Here is a 16,435-nt window from a genome sequence, read left to right as displayed (position 1 = left end):
GTTTAATGGGAATGGAAGAGCATCTTTATAAAACCCTGGATTTTTTTATGCTTCGTACTCCTGTGCTACCTATGGAAGAGTTCGGAAAATGCTTTCTAACCAATGTCGGAGAGACTGAAGGAATCAGACGAGTTGCAATAAATCGTCTTACGGAATTATCTCGTAATCCATTTATTCGTGAAGCGTTAGCTGCCTCCAGCCCTACTCTGCTTGAATCTTTAGTACATATCAGCGATCAGGACAATCCGCGCAAACAGGAACAAGTTATCAAATCCTTTATGCGTTATATCACTAGAATGGCTACACGACCTACGCCGTTCGGATTGTTATCTGGAGTCACTTACGGGAAATTCGGAGAGCAGTCTCAGCTCATTTTACAAGAGCCAGATATGTATCGAAAGCGTGCAAGACCGGACATGGAATGGCTAATGAAAGCCGTTGAAATGGTCACAAGCAGTAAGGAGGTTGTCCGCCAGCTGCGGGTTCAGCGTAATACATTAATTTATCGTCAGGGTAACCGGGCTAAAATCCCCTACACGACAAGATGCGGCAGTATAGTCGGTGGAGAAGATCAGAGTGTGTCCGTTCGTGCGACTCAGGTATTTGATTGTGTGATGGAAGCAAGTTCGACCCTCATACCTTATCCGGAACTGGTCAACCATCTACATAAGACATTTGAAAGAGCTGATATAGAGACAATTGACCGTTATGTATGGCAGCTATTTGAGCAAGAGTTTTTGATATCTGAGCTTATTCCTCCTACCACTACTACCGAACCGCTGGACCATATACGATCCGTCTTGAAATTAGTAACGGGTATTGATGAGTTAAAAGAGAATTTTAATAACATCGCGGATACTATTAATAAATATAATCGTCTCCCTATAGGCCAAGGGGAAGATTCGTTGGAGCATTTAAGACGAAAGATGGGCAAAATGTTCAGTGCAAAATCAAGCTTGCAAATCGACCTTTCCCTGGAGGATCGAGGAGTTGTTCTTCCCCAATGTATCCGTAAGGATGTTGAATGTGTTGCCGAATTACTAACTAAGCTTTCGTCGCGAGAGAATAGACCTTTGGATGAATTTTGTGTGGAATTTTTGGAGAAGTATGGTCCATATCGGGAGGTCCCTTTGCTGGAGCTTCTTGATGAGGATACAGGGATGGGTGCTCCGGCAGGCTACAAACATCCATTGAGTAACCGAACACGGCTTCAAAACATGTCACCGTCCCAGTCGAGATCACATCAGGAGAAGCTTTTATTTCAATGGTTCGTATCTTGCATCCATGAAGGAAAACATGAAGTGGTACTTACAGATGCCATGATAGACGCAATGTTAAAAGGGCAGAAATCAGGCAAATGGTTGGCAGCACCTTCTATGGAATTGTTTTTTCAGTTGGTCGCCCCTGATCAGCAGGCTGTAGATCGCGGTGAGTATATTTTACTTCTGGCACCTAATCAGGGGTCAGACGGGGCGGGAAAGACGTTCGGGAGATTTCTGGATTTGTTTGACGAGCCTTTTACTGATATGTTCTCCAGCATTCAATCGGAAGAGCAACGGTTACAGCCTGAAAAGCTGTTAGCCGGAATATCGTATTTACCCAGTTCGGGAAGATCGGCAAATGTAGTATTAACGAAGCATACTCGCCCCTATGAAATCGCAATAGGAACCAATCATACCCTGCCAAAGGAACAGCAGATACATGTTTCGGACCTTGCTGTTGGGGTACGTAATGATCATTTTTATTTGAAGTCGATAAGTCGCAATCGTGAGGTCATTGCTAGGGCTGGACATATGCTCAATGCTGAATTGACTCCTAACATACATCGTTTTCTTTTGGAGGTCAGTGAGGATGGTTATCGCCATTGGTCATCTATGGAGTGGGGATTCGCCACCCATGCCCCTTTTACCCCACGTCTAAGATATAAGCATGTCATTCTCAATCCGGCTACATGGAGAATGACATGGGATGCGGCAACTAGCCTATCCAAGGATATGATTGATTTGGAGAATTTAGTGTGTCAGTTCCAAAAAGAATGGAATCTACCACGTTATGTATATATGATTGAATTAGATAATCGAATTCTGTTGGATATGAATCATCCCTTGCATGTTGAACAGGTTTGTAGAGATCTTCAATCCAAAGGAAAAGTTACTTTAATCGAACACATAGGTGAAGTCGGAGAAACGCCAGTCTCTCGTCACAGTGGACGCTTGGCGGCTGAATTTGTATTTCCATGTATACGTAAACAGGCTGTAGCAACGAACCATTTTGAGGAGGAAGTTGCTGCGACACTAGATAGAAGGCATGAGGATACAAGTTGTCTTTCCTCAGAGGCAACCTGTACCTATCTTCCTGGTGGTCCTTGGTTCTATGCCAAATTATATGGTATGAACAGTCGCCAAGATGAGTTTATTGGTGGTTATTGGGATGAATTTGTGCGGAAGCATCAAGAGGACGGTAACATCCTTCAGGGGTACTTTATCCGATACGCTGATCCAGATAAACATATTCGTGTCCGGTTTAAGCTACCGGAGTTTCTGGAGGGAAACTTGTTTCTTCCCGTGTTTCATCAATGGACAGAGATGCTTTTAAATGAAGGCATGATATCCAGAGTTGTGATCGATACCTATGAGCCAGAAGTAGAGCGTTACGGTGGAAAGAAGCTCATGATGTGGGCAGAACGAATGTTTTCTTGTGACAGTGAAGTGACAGCCAAATTGGTACGTCTCATTAGATTCAACCAGACTTCTTTACAGAAGGACGTTATAGCTATTTTAAGCGTGATCAATCTTCTCTACCAGTTTGGTTACTATAAGGAAGATGCGTTTCAATTCTTAAATCGTCAATTTGATCTCAAAGACTATTTGAAAGACTTTCGCAAGGAACGGAAGTTCTTTTTACAATGGATGGCATCAGATCAGGAAATGACAGCTTCGACTGCATCCAGTCGCGAATCCATAGAAAATATTTTTTATGCAAGAAAAGAAGCAGTAGAGCAATATAATTATATACTCCATGAGCAGGAACGGGAGGGGGGAGCTACCAATACAAGAGAGGATATTATATACAGTGTGATCCATATGCATTTGAACCGATTAATTGGAATTGACAGGGATCGGGAGCGCAAAATAATGATCATGGCCAGACATGCTATGAACAGCCTGGTTCAATATCGGGGGAATCGCTAATGAGTAGCGTACAAAAAAGTACAGATCGGAGGACTTCTTCCATATGGAAGTCTGTACGTCAAGGGCTTAAGCTTTTTGCCTTAGTATTTAACATGAATAAGGTCTATATGCTTTCTAGCATTTTTTTGCATATCATTCAAGGTGTGATGCCCGTACTTACTTTGGTTATCATGCAAAATTTACTTAATAGTATTGTTTCTTCTAGTCCTCATGATATCTCTATAATTATGCTACAATTTGGTCTCTTTATATTTATTCACGTTTTAAAAAGTCTAGTTACGATGAGTCAGAGTTATGTAGAGGGCGTCCTTGAATCTGTGCTGTCCAAGTCATTAAATATCATGATTGGAGAAAAATCAGGCTACTTGGGACTGGCGGATTATGAAAATTCTCAAATCAACGACCAGCTAAAGCGGGCTTCCCAAGAAGCTTCCTATCGACCTTACCAATTATATACACAAATGGCTGGTATTTTATCTAGTCTAGTTACCATGCTGTCTTCGGCAGTTTTACTTTTCTTATGGAAATGGTGGGTTGTGGTTATTCTATTTGTGATTTCACTGGTGTCGGTTTACTCGATTTTTAAGTTAAACAAAGAACAGTTTGAAATCTATATGAATCGTACCCCGTTATATCGACAGTCATGGTATATGACCTATTTGCTTACAAATGATCGTGCGGTCAAAGAAGTGAAGATTTTTAATTTGGGTCCTTATTTACTAAAAAGATATGAGAATTTACTGCAAAGATTTTTTGTAGAAGACAGGCGTATATTGGGCAAAAGAGTTAGAATTACTTTCCTGTACAGTTTGCTTGAACTTTCTGTTCTGTTATGGATAGTGTGGATGGCAATCCAGGAAACCTTTGTGAAAAAAATATTAATAGGGAACTTATATGGCTATATTCAAGCGATTATGCTAACCCAAAGTCAAATGCAGGCACTAATCCAAGGTATTGTTCAATTTTCACAAAATAATTTGTATATGGAGCAGTTATTTGTATTTCTACAGTTGCCTACATCGGACCCCATTCGGCGTCAAAAGGAACAGGCACTTCTGGATCACCCAAAGAGCAGCACCGGATTTTGTATTGAACAAATTTCAATTGAAGGGGTTTCCTTTACGTACCCGGGTCAATCGAAGGCTTCTATTCAGGACATGCATTTAACAATGACTAAAGGACAAACGATAGCCATTGTAGGGAAAAATGGATCAGGAAAATCGACGCTTATGAAAATCCTGATGCAGCTTTATTCTGATTATAGTGGCGTCATTAAAATTAACGACCGTCCCGTTCAGGATTATGATCTGCAGCAGGTTCAAGACAAAATTGGAGCCGTGTTTCAAGATTTCATGCATTATGAAATGTCAGCACGTCATAACATTGGGTTTGGATCATTAGGGCTTATGGAGCAGGATGAGGAGCTCATCCATGCAGCCCAGTGCGCAGCTATAGACCATATTATAGCCAAACTTCCACAAGGTTTGGACACACAGCTTGGTAAATGGTTTGAGGATGGCTACCAACTCTCAGGAGGCCAATGGCAGCGAATAGCAATCGCACGGGCTTTCCTGCGTAAAGCAGATGTGTATATTTTGGATGAGCCAAGTTCCTTCTTAGATCCTGTGGCAGAACAGGATTTGTTGGTATTATTTTTGGAGTTGATGAAGGATAGCATTGGTATTTTTATTACTCATCGGATTTCATCAGCACGTCTGGCACATAAAATTGTGGTAATGGACAATGGTTTAATTGTGGAGCAGGGAACACATAAGGAGCTGATGTTACTCAATGGGCTATACGCAGAGATGTACAACATTCAGGCCAGCTCATTCGATGAAGAAGCTTCCTTAATTGAAAGCGGAGGGAGGGTGCTAGGATGACGACGACTTCATATATTTGTGATAAATGGATACCCATTAATTTGGATATGAAGGATAAAGTAACTGTAATCTTACAAGAGATTTCCAATCGTTACAAAGACCCCGATCAAGTGCGTATGTATATGAAAAAAACGCCCCCGATAGAGGCTGATGGGATGAAGATGGACCGTTGGTCAGATGGAAGTTTGGGAAGTGGGTTCACGGGCATCTGTTTGTTAATGGGTCAGTTGGATCGACTATACCCTGAGGATGGTTGGGATATTGTAGGACACCAATATTTAGAGCGAATTCGTATGATCGTGGAGCAAAAGGGTGTCCATGACTTATCCCTGTATAGTGGATTATCAGGTATTTTGCTGGCTATTTACTCTTTATCCAGGAAGGGCACACGTTATCAAGGAATGCTTGATTCCCTTGCCTCCTGGTTCGAAGAGGCTGCTTTACATAGCTTGGCCCTATGTCGGGAGGAATGGGGAAGAGGACAATTACAAATGAGCCAGTATGACGCCATATCAGGCTTTACAGGGATCGGACGCATCGCCATGTTATTTTCTGACCGCCCGACTATGCATACCATATGGAACCAGACGATTGAATTGTTTCAGATAATGTGCAGCGACCGTACTTGGAATGGACATCCTGTACCTGGATGGTATATTACCACGGAGAATCAATTTCAAGAGAATGAAAAGAAACAATATCCGCAGGGAAATTTTAATTTAGGGCTTTCGCATGGTATCGCGGGTCCATTAGCTTTTCTGAGCCTGTCTGCTCTTAATGGAGCCGACTCCCTCCCTTTAGTGGGCGATATCAACAGACTGTCACAATTTATACATCATTGGCGTGTTCAGGATACTGAGGGCGTGATTTGGCCTGGGCGTGTTTCCCTTGAGGAATGGGTGGATAACCGTCTGCAGCCTGAAAGCACGCAGTATTATCGTGATTCCTGGTGTTATGGCGTACCAGGCATTGCACGTTCGATCTGGCTGGCGGGACAAGCTCTTCAAAATAAAGATTGGATCGAAACGGGACTACGTGCATACTTGGATATAGAAAAAAGGCTCTATCGTAAAGGAGGACTATCTTCTGCGACATTGTGTCATGGTATTGGGGGATTGTTGCATCTGATCCAGCGTATGTATTCAGATACGGGCCATGAGCAGTTAGGTATGATGCGAGACAGGCTACTAGAAGAAGTGCTGGATATGTTCGATACTAATTCGGCGTTTGGCTTTTATGATCATAGCCTATTGGATGGGAGGCTAGCAGAAGTAGATGAGGCTGGCTTTCTGAATGGAAGTGCTGGAGTTGCCTTGGTGTTGGCTTCATTGATAGGAAATGAAAATCCGGATTGGGACGCTGCTCTTCTAATTCGCTAAGATATGTCATGTTATTCCCTAACCTGAACATAATAAAAGTAAGAAAAGATCCAATCGACCGTTTGAAGGCCGGTTGGATCTTTTTTAACATACTAATTCCTCCTGAGACTCAAGGTATTTTCATTAGCATCCTTCAAGCTGGTTCCGCTTACATGGAATCCCAAGGCAGTATATGTTGTACTCCCATTCAATAACCCAATACCTGAACAAAACAGAAAAACAAGAGCGAAGATGAGTACCCTTTTACTATATAACCGCCAAACACGGTGTATCGTTTCTTTTCCATAAGGGGCGGGTATTAATTGTTTAGTCCTGCATAGATTGACATAGGGGAAAAGGAGGTATGAGCATGTGGAGTTGGGCCAAAAAGCTGTCTACACTGGCGGCGATCCTTTTGTTGGCTGTTTTTGTGAGCGCATGCAACAAGGGCGATGATTCAGGTAAGGTGAAAATTGAATTCTTTCAAAACAAGCCGGAGGCCAAGGGTTCATTCGATAAGCTAATCTCTCAATTCAATCAGGAACATCCCGGTATTGAAGTGACACAGGTCAACCCGCCAGAGGCAGAGACGGTGTTATTGACACGGGTTGTCAAAAACGATGTACCTGACATTGTGGGGCTTGGGGCCACCGATACCTACTCCATTTTGGCACAAAGCGGTATTTTTACGGATCTGGCGAATACAGAATTGCCACGTACGATTGATCCGATTTACCTCAAGATGCTTAAGGATGTGACCGGGGTCGATCCTGTGTATGGAATTCCTTATGCTGCGAATGCGAATGGTGTGATGTATAACAAAACGCTTTTTAAAGAAATGGGATTACAGGTGCCCAAAACATGGGATGAGCTGATTGCAACAGCGCAAAAGATCAAGGCTGCTGGCAAAATTCCTTTCTATTTTACATATAAAGATGATTGGCAAACGAACCTCCCCTTTAATGCGCTGGGCCCGAATCTGGTGGGCATTGATTTTTTTCTGCAACGGCGTGAAAATCAGGTCACCTTTCAGGACAAGTATCGCGAGGTTGCTGAAAAGCAGCTGGAGCTATTGAAATACGGGCATAATGATAATTTTGGCAAAAACTATGCCGACGGCAATCGTGCCTTCGCTAACGGGCAGGGATTGATGTACATTCAGGGCTCGTGGGCCATTTCTGAGATTCGCAAAGCCAACCCGAAAGTGGAGCTTGGTTTTTTCCCATTACCGACAGGGAATGACGCAAAGGCGGTCAAGCTGGTGTCTGGTATAGATACGCTATTAGCCGTATCGGAGAGCACTCCGCATAAAAAGGAGGCCGAGGAGTTCATTGCCTTTTTGTTGAAGCCAGAGAATAGCAAGCAATACATTACAGAGCAAACGCTGTTTTCGGCGGTGAAGGGAGTCACGCAGGATGATCCAAGTGTGGCGGAGCTATTGCCGTATTTTAAATCGGGTCGCGTCATTGATTTTGCCGATCACTATATTCCCAAAGCGGTCCAATTGAATTCGATTGTCCAGGCCTTCCTGCAAAACAGAGATATCGACGCTTATCTAGCCAAGCTGGACCGAGAATGGGATAAGGTAGCTAACCGCCGATAAGAGAGGAGGAGGAGACATGAATAAGCGACTAACGACTTTTTACTGGATGACGGTGCCGGCGGTGCCGGCGGTGCTATTGTTTTTTGTATTTTTGACCTTGCCTGCCTTGCAGGGATTTTATTATTCACTCACGAACTGGAACGGCTTTGGTCATCAGTACCACTTTGTCGGGTTTAAGAACTATATTAATTTGTTTCAAGACGACAATGTGGGCAATGCTTACTGGTTTACTTTCAAATTTGCGATTGTGGTTACCATTGCGATTAATATTCTCAGCTTGCTGATTGCCATGGGGCTGAACGCTAAAATACGTTTCCGTAATTTCTTTCGCGGGATTTATTTCTTACCTAATATTTTGAGCGTGTTGATCGTAGGTTACATATTCAATTACCTGTTCTCGAATGTATTTACGATCTGGGGACAGAACTTAGGCATCAGTTCATTATCGACAAACATCTTAGGCAGTGAGCAGTTGGCTTGGGTAGGAGTGGTCATCGTAGCCGTATGGCAGGGGATTGCCTTTAATACGATTCTCTATCTGGCTGGGCTGCAAACCATTCCGACAAGTCTGTATGAGGCGTCCAATTTGGACGGTGCGGGTAAATGGCGCGAATTCTGGAGCATTACCTTTCCATTAATTGCACCGTTTTTTACGATCAATATGGTATTGGCGATGAAAAATTCCCTGATGGTGTTCGATCAGATCGTGGCTTTGACGAATGGTGGGCCGGGACGGGCCACGCAGTCGATATCCCACCTGATATACACCGGGGGCTTTAGAGGTGGAGAATTCGCTTATCAGTCGGCTAACTCTGTTATTTACTTTATTGTGATTGCGATCATTTCCATCTTACAGCTTCGATTCCTCCAGAGAAGGGAGATGGATAACTGATGAAAACTAGTAGACGTACGAACTGGCCTGTGCTGCTTCTGGTAGCATTGGGGACAATATTCATTCTGTTTCCCCTCTATATGACGGTGACGATAGCCCTTAAAAATCCCGAGCAGATGGCACATTCTGCCTTTGCCTTTCCGACCGAACTGCATTGGGAAAATTTTAGTCGTGCAGTGGAAATGACCAATTTCTTCAGCGCTTTTCGGAACAGTGTGATGGTCACGACATCGACGGTTATACTCACTTTGCTAACCAATTCGATGGTTGCTTATGCCATTGCTCGTAATATGCAGCGGCGTTTCTTCAAGGGGTTATATTTTTATTTTGTGAGTGCCATGTTCATTCCGTTCCCCATCATCATGTTGCCGATTGTAAAACTGGCCTCGGGCCTTCATATGACTAATCTGTTGGGTCTCATTATGCTGCATACGGTGTATGGTTTGGCGTTTAATGTCTTCGTGTATGTCGGTTATATTCGCTCCATTCCGGTAGCGTTGGAAGAGGCAGCCACGGTAGATGGTGCGACGACATGGGGCACTTTTTGGCGCATTATATTCCCGCTGATGGCGCCGATTAGTGCTACGGTGGGGATTCTCACTTGTCTGTCCACATATAATGACTTTTTGCTGCCGCTCATTATTATCAGCGATGCGGAGCAATATACACTGCCGCTCGTACAGTATGTGTTCCAAGGACAGTTCAACACAGACTTCAATCTGGCTTTTGCCTCGTACCTGATGGCTTTGCTGCCGATGATTATCGTCTATCTGATTGCACAAAAATGGATTATCAATGGCGTTACGCAAGGTTCTGTGAAGTAGGGCAGGAGCCAATCGTTTTAGGCAGACCGTGCCTTACCAGGAAAATAAAAAGGGGCTCCCTATACCACGGTTCACACAGGTATAGAGGACCCTCTTTTTATAGCATTACTATTTAGATGCTTCGCTGTTGCTTGTCAGAGGCTGCAAGGATACGGTTGTCTCTGCTTCCGGGTCGTCCGTTGTATAGTAGAACATATAGATAGAAGCTTCCTTCCCTTTGAAGTTCTTGTAGACATCCACTGCCTTGTTATTGCCGTCTCCGGCAAAATTGGCTGTGATCGGCTTGCCAATGATCCGTTCTTTACCCAGGCTAATATGCGTCTGGTTAATCCCTCCAAAGTGAGCGTCCTCGCTTTCGGTTTCTACGAATAAGTCTGATTCCTGTTTGTAGTAAGTCCACTTCACAGGATAGCCACCGATTTGCGTCGTTAGTGTCTGCTTCTGGTCAGATATATCAGTTAAAAGCTGTGGTGTTTTGTCATCCGAATGGATCGTGACTTTATATTTGCCTGTAAAAGTAATAGGAGTGTCCTTGGTAATCACAAGATGGGACGGTCGTTCAAAACGGATCGTATTCAGATCGTGCTCCTGATCAGGTGAAGACCAACGGTTACCCTCTAACGTTGTGCCGTTCACAGAAAGAAAGTACTTTTGATAAGGTAACATGGCGAATTTCTCCTTGCTTCTGATCGTGACACGGATTTGTGTAGGTGTGACAATCATTTGTTCTAGCAAAACATTCCGATTGTCTTTTTCCAATGGGGTATTCAGCACGCTTTTAATCGTCCCGCTTTCCATCTTCTTCTTGCTTAGCTGCAGGTCGAATTTTATGGGTTCATGTATACTTTTCTCAGTTTGCGCATATTGCAGTTTGAAAGCAGTCTGTCCTTCCGGTATATCTGCTTTAGAAAAATACTGCTGGGCTGTATACTCCCCGTTATCTCCGGGTTTGCCAAAAGTCCCCCCAGGCTGCGACATCACGGGCTCACCGCCTTGGTAAGCAACGATTTGTGGATTGTCCCATTTCTTGGGTATGGAGGAATCGAAGGTGATTGCCGAGGACAGCATCAGCTTATCCTTCCCTTGTTGAAATACCTGTACCTTCATATCTTGTAAGCCGTTACGATCCAGCTTGAATGTCTGCATCTGAGGCGATGTGACATCGAGCGGCAATTCCAGTTCCTGAACGCTGGTGAGCTCTATATGATCTACGGTCAGCCGCATGTTCTCTGTTTCTTGCTGCGGTGTCCAGTCACTTTCAAAGTATCCGTTGTACCGTTGATTTTTCGGGTCCCATTGCTGAAAGTTATATTCCCCTGCACTGCTTTCCCCCGCAGCACCTTTTAGCGATACGCCTTTGACATTCCAAAACTCGTTCTCTGCCCGTTTTCCGACCTCCAAGCTGTACAGAATCACGGTCCGGTTCTCATCGACAATAGCGGTATGCAGCGTCAGCTTCACTCCGTCTCTGGTTACGGATTGCTCCAAGGGCTGTCCAAGGTCTTGATTTAGTGCCGTCTGAATGCCGCTTCTTCCGTGCAGCAGATTGCCCCAATTATAATGGATGGCGGCATAGACGGGAACGGCAACGAGAAGCGCACTCAGAGAGGCGGCGATAGCTATTTTGCGCCAATTTCTATGTCGGTGCGGAGTGAATGAATCGAAAGTGTCGGTTAGCGTAGGGGCAGTATGCCCTGTCTGTTCCATCCGGTTCCACATCTCATCGAAGTCAGGATAGGCCATTTCCGAATCATTATTTAACTTGCGCTTCAATGCCTTTTCTACGTTGTTCATAGTTCTCTCCTTCCATCTCGGGAATTTCTACACCTGCATCCCGCAGTATTTGCTCCAATAACTTTAGCCCTTTATGAGTCCTCGATTTGACGGTTCCCAGCGGAATTTCCAGCAGTTTTGATATTTCTGCCAGTGTGAAATCATGCATATAGCGGAGGGTCAGCACAGCGCGGATTTTGGCTGGAAGGCGATTCATATAAACGATCCATTCTTCTGTCGATTCGCGTTCTTCCACCAGCTTGTCTACAGGCTTACCTTCCGCCCCGCTAAATAAATAGGGATTAGCCGATACTTTCAAATGCAGGCTTTTCCGGCGTTTAAGGTAATTCAGACAATGATTGACCGTAATTTTCATAATCCAGGCTTTTAGTTGTTCGATCTGTTCACGATTGCTGCGAAACAGGGTGATAAACACTTCCTGCGTTAAATCCTCTGCATCCGATGCGTTATGTACCATGTAGTAGCAGGTTCGGTATACATCTCGTTGATACAAATCAAACAACTCTCGATTACTCTCCAATGATGTACTCTCCTTTCTTGTGCAGTTTATCTATATAACAACTGAGGCCCTCATAAGGTTCATTTGGTTGCGAAAAGTAAACCGTCTGATTCGATATATTTTGTTTTTCTTCAAATGTATCACACGAAAAAAGAAGCCTGTAAATCTCAAAAGTTCAGATTTACAAGCTTCTTATGTTTTGCAAAGCTAGACCCTACGGAATGAATATTTCCTCACGCAAAACCAGGTTAACAGATAGATTGCCGATATCTTTCTGCTTAGTCAGCCAGTCGTACAAGCGTTCTTCCTTGCGAGCGGGCTGCAAGGATGTCTTCGAGCGCGCTGGGCAGGTCGGCCAATCCGACTTCGCGCTCAACGAGCTGCTCTAGCTGTTCCGGCTTCCATTCGCTGCCAAGTCGCTTCCAGATCGCTACACGGGTGTCGTATGGGCAGAAGACAGAGTCTATGCCCAGCAGACTTACGCCGCGCAAAATAAACGGCAGCACCGTCGTAGGCAGCTTGGTTCCTGCCGTCAGGCCGCTCACGGCAACGGAGCCGTTGTAGGCGATCTGGCTGAGCAGCGAAGCGAGCGGCTTTCCCCCTACAGGATCAACAGCCGCTTGCCAAAGCTGCTTGCTCAGCGGGCGGATGCTCTCCGCGCCGTCGTAGACCTCCTCGCGAGAAATAACCTCGGCTGCTCCGAGCGCCTTGAGGTAATCATGCGCATCGGCCTTGCCACTGCTGGCTACGACATGATAGCCTCTCTTGTTCAGCAAGGCAATAGCTGCCCCGCCTACGCCGCCCGTCGCTCCGGTGACAAGTACCTTCCCCTGCTCCGGAGTAACGCCGTTTTGCTCCAGCCGATATAACGACAGGGCCGCGGTGAATCCGGCTGTCCCGAAAATCATCGCCTCTCTCGGCGTGAGTCCGTCTGGAAGTGGAACCACCCAGTCCGCAGGCACGCGTGCATATTGGCTGAATCCTCCGAATTGAGACACACCCAGCCCGTATCCGGAAACGAGCACCGCTTGTCCTTCGCTAAAGCGGCTATCCTCCGAAGAGACGACGGTTCCCGAGCAATCTATGCCTGGTACGAACGGATAGGATTTGACGATATTGCCATCCTTGCGGGCAGCAAGCCCATCTTTATAGTTGATGCTGGAATAAGCGACACGAATCAATACTTCTCCAGCAGGTAAACTGCTAGCTTCCAGAGAACGCACCTCTGCTTGAACTTCACCGTCCTGCGTCTGATCGACGACAAGGGCTTGAAATGATTGAGTCATCTGTAAAAGCCTCCTTTATTACCTTTTAACCCTATGAATGTCCTATATATTCCCTCTTTAATTCGTGAATTATGCTTAGGAAGCGTACAACAATTTTCACAACCTGTCAGCGGCAATGCTCACAGGCTCGTATTCTATTATACTCTTTAGCTCATAATTGCGTCGATAAGCCCAGATTTGCCGGTATATTCTTGTAATATCCTGTTTCAATAAAGTTCGATAATCAATTATAAAGAAGGTGATAAATGAATTCTTACACATTTTGCAAACCATTTTACGTAAACGGGATGTATTTTCAGAATGACTATGCTAACATACCTTTTGATCGTTAAATAAATCTATGAAGAAAGGTGAATGAATGACAACCAGAGCACTAAAAAATGGTTCGGTATTGTCCGAAGCCAAGGAACTGAATTTGTTCCGTTTGACATGGCCTATTTTCCTTGAATTATTCCTGTTTATGTTAATGGGAAGCGTCGATACATTCATGCTCAGCTCTGTATCTGATAATGCAGTGTCGGGTGTGGGCGCGTCCAACCAAATTATTTCAATCGCTATCCTTGTACTGGAGGTTATCGGCAACGGCGCTGCTATCGTCGTAGCTCAATATATCGGTTCTAAGAAACTAGTCGAAGCGGCCCAGGTTACAGGTACGGCCATTACGTTGAATTTGATGGTAGGTCTTTTGCTAAGCGTAATTTTTCTTGTGTTTGGTACGCATATGTTGCAATGGTTGAATGTCCAGGGGGACATTCTTACGTATGCGGAATCCTATATGAGCATCGTCGGGGGGGCTATTTTCCTTCAGGCATTGATTAACGCGCTGGCGGCGACCATTCGTACGCACGGTTTTACCAAAGAAACGATGTATGTATCGGTTTTTATGAACGTGATCCACGTGGTCGGCAACTATGTTTTGATTTTGGGGCATTGGGGAATGCCAGCACTCGGTGTAGAAGGTGCTGCTATTTCTACAGTAGGTAGCCGCTTTATTTGTCTCTTGATCTTCTTCTGGCTGATGTACCGGGTCACTGAGGTTCGTGTCGAGTGGAAATATTACGTTCACTTGTCCAAAAAGTTTATCTCTAAAATATTGCGTATTGGTGTACCATCCGCGCTGGAGTCTATCATGTATCAGTCGTGTCAGCTCATATTCACACTGTATGTGACCTATCTGGGCGCAGAAGCGATGGCGACACGTCAATATGCCAATAATATTTCGAGCTATATTTATTTGTTCAGTATGGCCGTTGGTATGGGAACGGCTATCGTAGTGGGAAGGCTCGTGGGAGCCAGAGAGAAGGATACGGCTTATAAACGTGTATTGAACAGTGTGAAATGGGCGCTACTCGTGACTGTGATTATTGATGCGGTGGTTATCTTTTTCCGTGTACCTTTGCTCGGTTTATTTACAGAGAACCCTGAAATCATTCGTTTGGGAGCGCAAGTCATTTTACTTAGCATTCTGCTAGAAACTGGCCGGACGACGAATATCGTCATTATTAACTCGTTGCGTGCTGCTGGAGATGCCAAGTTCCCGGTTTTTATGGGACTAATCTCTATGGTCTGCATGAGCTTGCCGCTGGGTTATCTGCTGGTGTTCAAGCTGGATATGGGGCTCGCCGGTGTGTGGCTGGCGATTGCTGCTGATGAATGGACTCGTGCTGTCATCATGTATGCCCGCTGGAAAAGCCGGTTATGGGAAAAGCATGCGCTGATCGAGCACGATACACCAGATCAGTCTGCAACGCCTGTTCCAGCACACTGATCCGAGTAGTATTTAGGGCCAACTGGAACCTAGCTTTTCGATAGAGTTGTATACGTGGAGGCAGTTCAAGAGAACATCTTGAACTGCCTCTTTTGCTGCCGGGAGAACCATCCTTTTATACAGTGGCACGATAGGCAATTTTGAAGTTCAACTTATATCATAATGGCTTTCATAAATAGAAGTCTGGTAAATTTACTAAAAAAAAGATATACTTTTGTTGCACTAACGCAGTACATGAAAGACAAGGAGTGTACCGATGAAGAAGCCGACGATTGAAGATGTTGCCCAGAAGGCAGGAGTGTCTAAAAGCACTGTCTCGCAATTTCTGAACAAACGATATAAATATATGAGCGACCAGACAAGGGACCGGATTGCCGAAGTTATTCAAGAGCTGAATTATCAGCCTAACGGGCTGGCCCGCAGCTTGAAGCAGAACCGGACATTTATGGTGGGAGTCATTGTAGCCAACATTGATTATACGCTGTCGATCCAGTCTATCCGTGCGATTGAGGAGGAATTGCAGCTTTTCGGCATTCAGGTGATCATTTGCAACGCCGATGAAAACCCCGACAAGGAAGGCCAGTATATTGAGATGCTCAAGGCCCGTCAAGTGGACGGCTTAATTATCTTCCCGACAGGCAAGCATGCAGACATTTACAACCAGCTCATTCGTGAAAAGTATCCATTGGTGTTTTTGGACCGCTTGGTGGACGGTGTCAATACACGTAGCCTGCTGTTGGATAACGAAATGGCGATTAAGCTGGCGATTCAGGAACTTGTGGCTCACAAGCATGAGCGAATTGCGCTGATTACCTTGCCCCTTGGCTTGAATCGGATTACTCCACGAGTGGAGCGGCTCAGCGGATACAAGAAGGCATTGGAAGAGCATGGCATGCCATTTCGAGAAGAATATATGCACAGCGTGCCGAGAGAAGAAATCCAGCAGACGCTGAAGGAGCTTTTCCAACTGCCTGAGCCGCCGACTGCGCTGTTGGCCGGGAATGATATCGTGTTGGCTGAGGTGTTGAAGTATGTGAATGCCCGCCGTATACGCATTCCGGCAGAGCTGTCCATTATCGGAATTGACGATGCGGAGTTTGCCCATATTTACAATCCGCCGATTACGACCATTACGCAACCGATTGCGGATATGGGGAAGCAGGCGGCAAAAACGCTGCTGTCCAGTATTGAGGAAGGCGGCGAATCGGTTCCGATTATTTACCGATTTGTGCCGGATATCAATCGGGGAGAATCCGTCAAAACGCTGTAGACGAGCATCATGTCTTATATTATAAAATAGCCCGTATTCCTTTGTACGACCTGAGTATGCGTATGCT

General features: G+C 45.0%; 11 protein-coding genes. 8 read left to right on the top strand and 3 right to left on the bottom strand.

The window, feature by feature from the left end; translation table 11 throughout:
• The first annotated feature begins 11 nt into the window (after positions 1 to 11).
• The 6 genes from MKX46_RS14030 (at position 12) to MKX46_RS14005 (ending at position 9,751) form a co-directional block, all read left to right on the top strand.
• The gene (locus MKX46_RS14030; RefSeq protein WP_341071360.1) at positions 12 to 3,191 is read left to right on the top strand and encodes a lantibiotic dehydratase; all 3,180 of its coding nucleotides are present in this window, start codon (positions 12 to 14) and stop codon (positions 3,189 to 3,191) included.
• A gap of 281 nt (positions 3,192 to 3,472) precedes the next feature.
• A complete protein-coding gene (locus MKX46_RS14025) occupies positions 3,473 to 5,074 on the top strand; it encodes an ABC transporter ATP-binding protein (protein ID WP_340886744.1) in 1,602 nt (533 codons plus the stop codon).
• Positions 5,071 to 6,453: a lanthionine synthetase C family protein gene (locus tag MKX46_RS14020; protein WP_039271784.1), complete on the top strand. Its 1,383-nt coding sequence runs from the start codon at positions 5,071 to 5,073 to the stop codon at positions 6,451 to 6,453. The genes MKX46_RS14025 and MKX46_RS14020 overlap by 4 nt, the downstream gene beginning before the upstream one ends.
• Positions 6,454 to 6,802: 349 nt before the next feature.
• The gene (locus MKX46_RS14015) at positions 6,803 to 8,035 is read left to right on the top strand and encodes an ABC transporter substrate-binding protein (protein WP_341071359.1); all 1,233 of its coding nucleotides are present in this window, start codon (positions 6,803 to 6,805) and stop codon (positions 8,033 to 8,035) included.
• A 16-nt stretch (positions 8,036 to 8,051) separates the two neighbouring features.
• Entirely contained in the window at positions 8,052 to 8,927 is an 876-nt protein-coding gene (locus MKX46_RS14010) for a carbohydrate ABC transporter permease (RefSeq protein ID WP_341071357.1), read from the top strand.
• Complete coding sequence (locus tag MKX46_RS14005) at positions 8,927 to 9,751, top strand: carbohydrate ABC transporter permease (RefSeq protein WP_029518673.1); 825 nt, start codon at positions 8,927 to 8,929, stop codon at positions 9,749 to 9,751. Before MKX46_RS14010 ends, MKX46_RS14005 begins: the two co-directional genes overlap by 1 nt.
• A gap of 108 nt (positions 9,752 to 9,859) precedes the next feature.
• Here MKX46_RS14005 and MKX46_RS14000 read toward each other — a convergent pair whose 3' ends face one another.
• The 3 genes from MKX46_RS14000 to MKX46_RS13990 form a co-directional block, all read right to left on the bottom strand.
• Complete coding sequence (locus MKX46_RS14000; protein ID WP_069010992.1) at positions 9,860 to 11,545, bottom strand: DUF4179 domain-containing protein; 1,686 nt, start codon at positions 11,543 to 11,545, stop codon at positions 9,860 to 9,862.
• A complete protein-coding gene (locus MKX46_RS13995; protein WP_029518671.1) occupies positions 11,505 to 12,065 on the bottom strand; it encodes an RNA polymerase sigma factor in 561 nt (186 codons plus the stop codon). The genes MKX46_RS14000 and MKX46_RS13995 overlap by 41 nt, the downstream gene beginning before the upstream one ends.
• Before the next feature lie 257 nt (positions 12,066 to 12,322).
• A complete protein-coding gene (locus tag MKX46_RS13990) occupies positions 12,323 to 13,330 on the bottom strand; it encodes an acrylyl-CoA reductase family protein (RefSeq protein ID WP_029518670.1) in 1,008 nt (335 codons plus the stop codon).
• A gap of 358 nt (positions 13,331 to 13,688) precedes the next feature.
• Here MKX46_RS13990 and MKX46_RS13985 point away from each other — a divergent pair, with 358 nt between their 5' ends.
• Positions 13,689 to 15,098, top strand: a complete 1,410-nt coding sequence (locus tag MKX46_RS13985; protein ID WP_029518669.1) for an MATE family efflux transporter — start codon at positions 13,689 to 13,691, stop codon at positions 15,096 to 15,098.
• A 256-nt stretch (positions 15,099 to 15,354) separates the two neighbouring features.
• Positions 15,355 to 16,368: a LacI family DNA-binding transcriptional regulator gene (locus tag MKX46_RS13980; protein ID WP_029518668.1), complete on the top strand. Its 1,014-nt coding sequence runs from the start codon at positions 15,355 to 15,357 to the stop codon at positions 16,366 to 16,368.
• The last annotated feature ends 67 nt before the right edge of the window (positions 16,369 to 16,435 follow it).

This window comes from Paenibacillus sp. FSL P4-0113, assembly GCF_038009305.1.
In the GTDB taxonomy this organism is placed as follows: Bacteria; Bacillota; Bacilli; order Paenibacillales; family Paenibacillaceae; genus Paenibacillus; species Paenibacillus polymyxa_D.
Note: the sequence above shows the minus strand (reverse complement) of the source record. Positions and strands in the feature narration are given on the sequence as shown.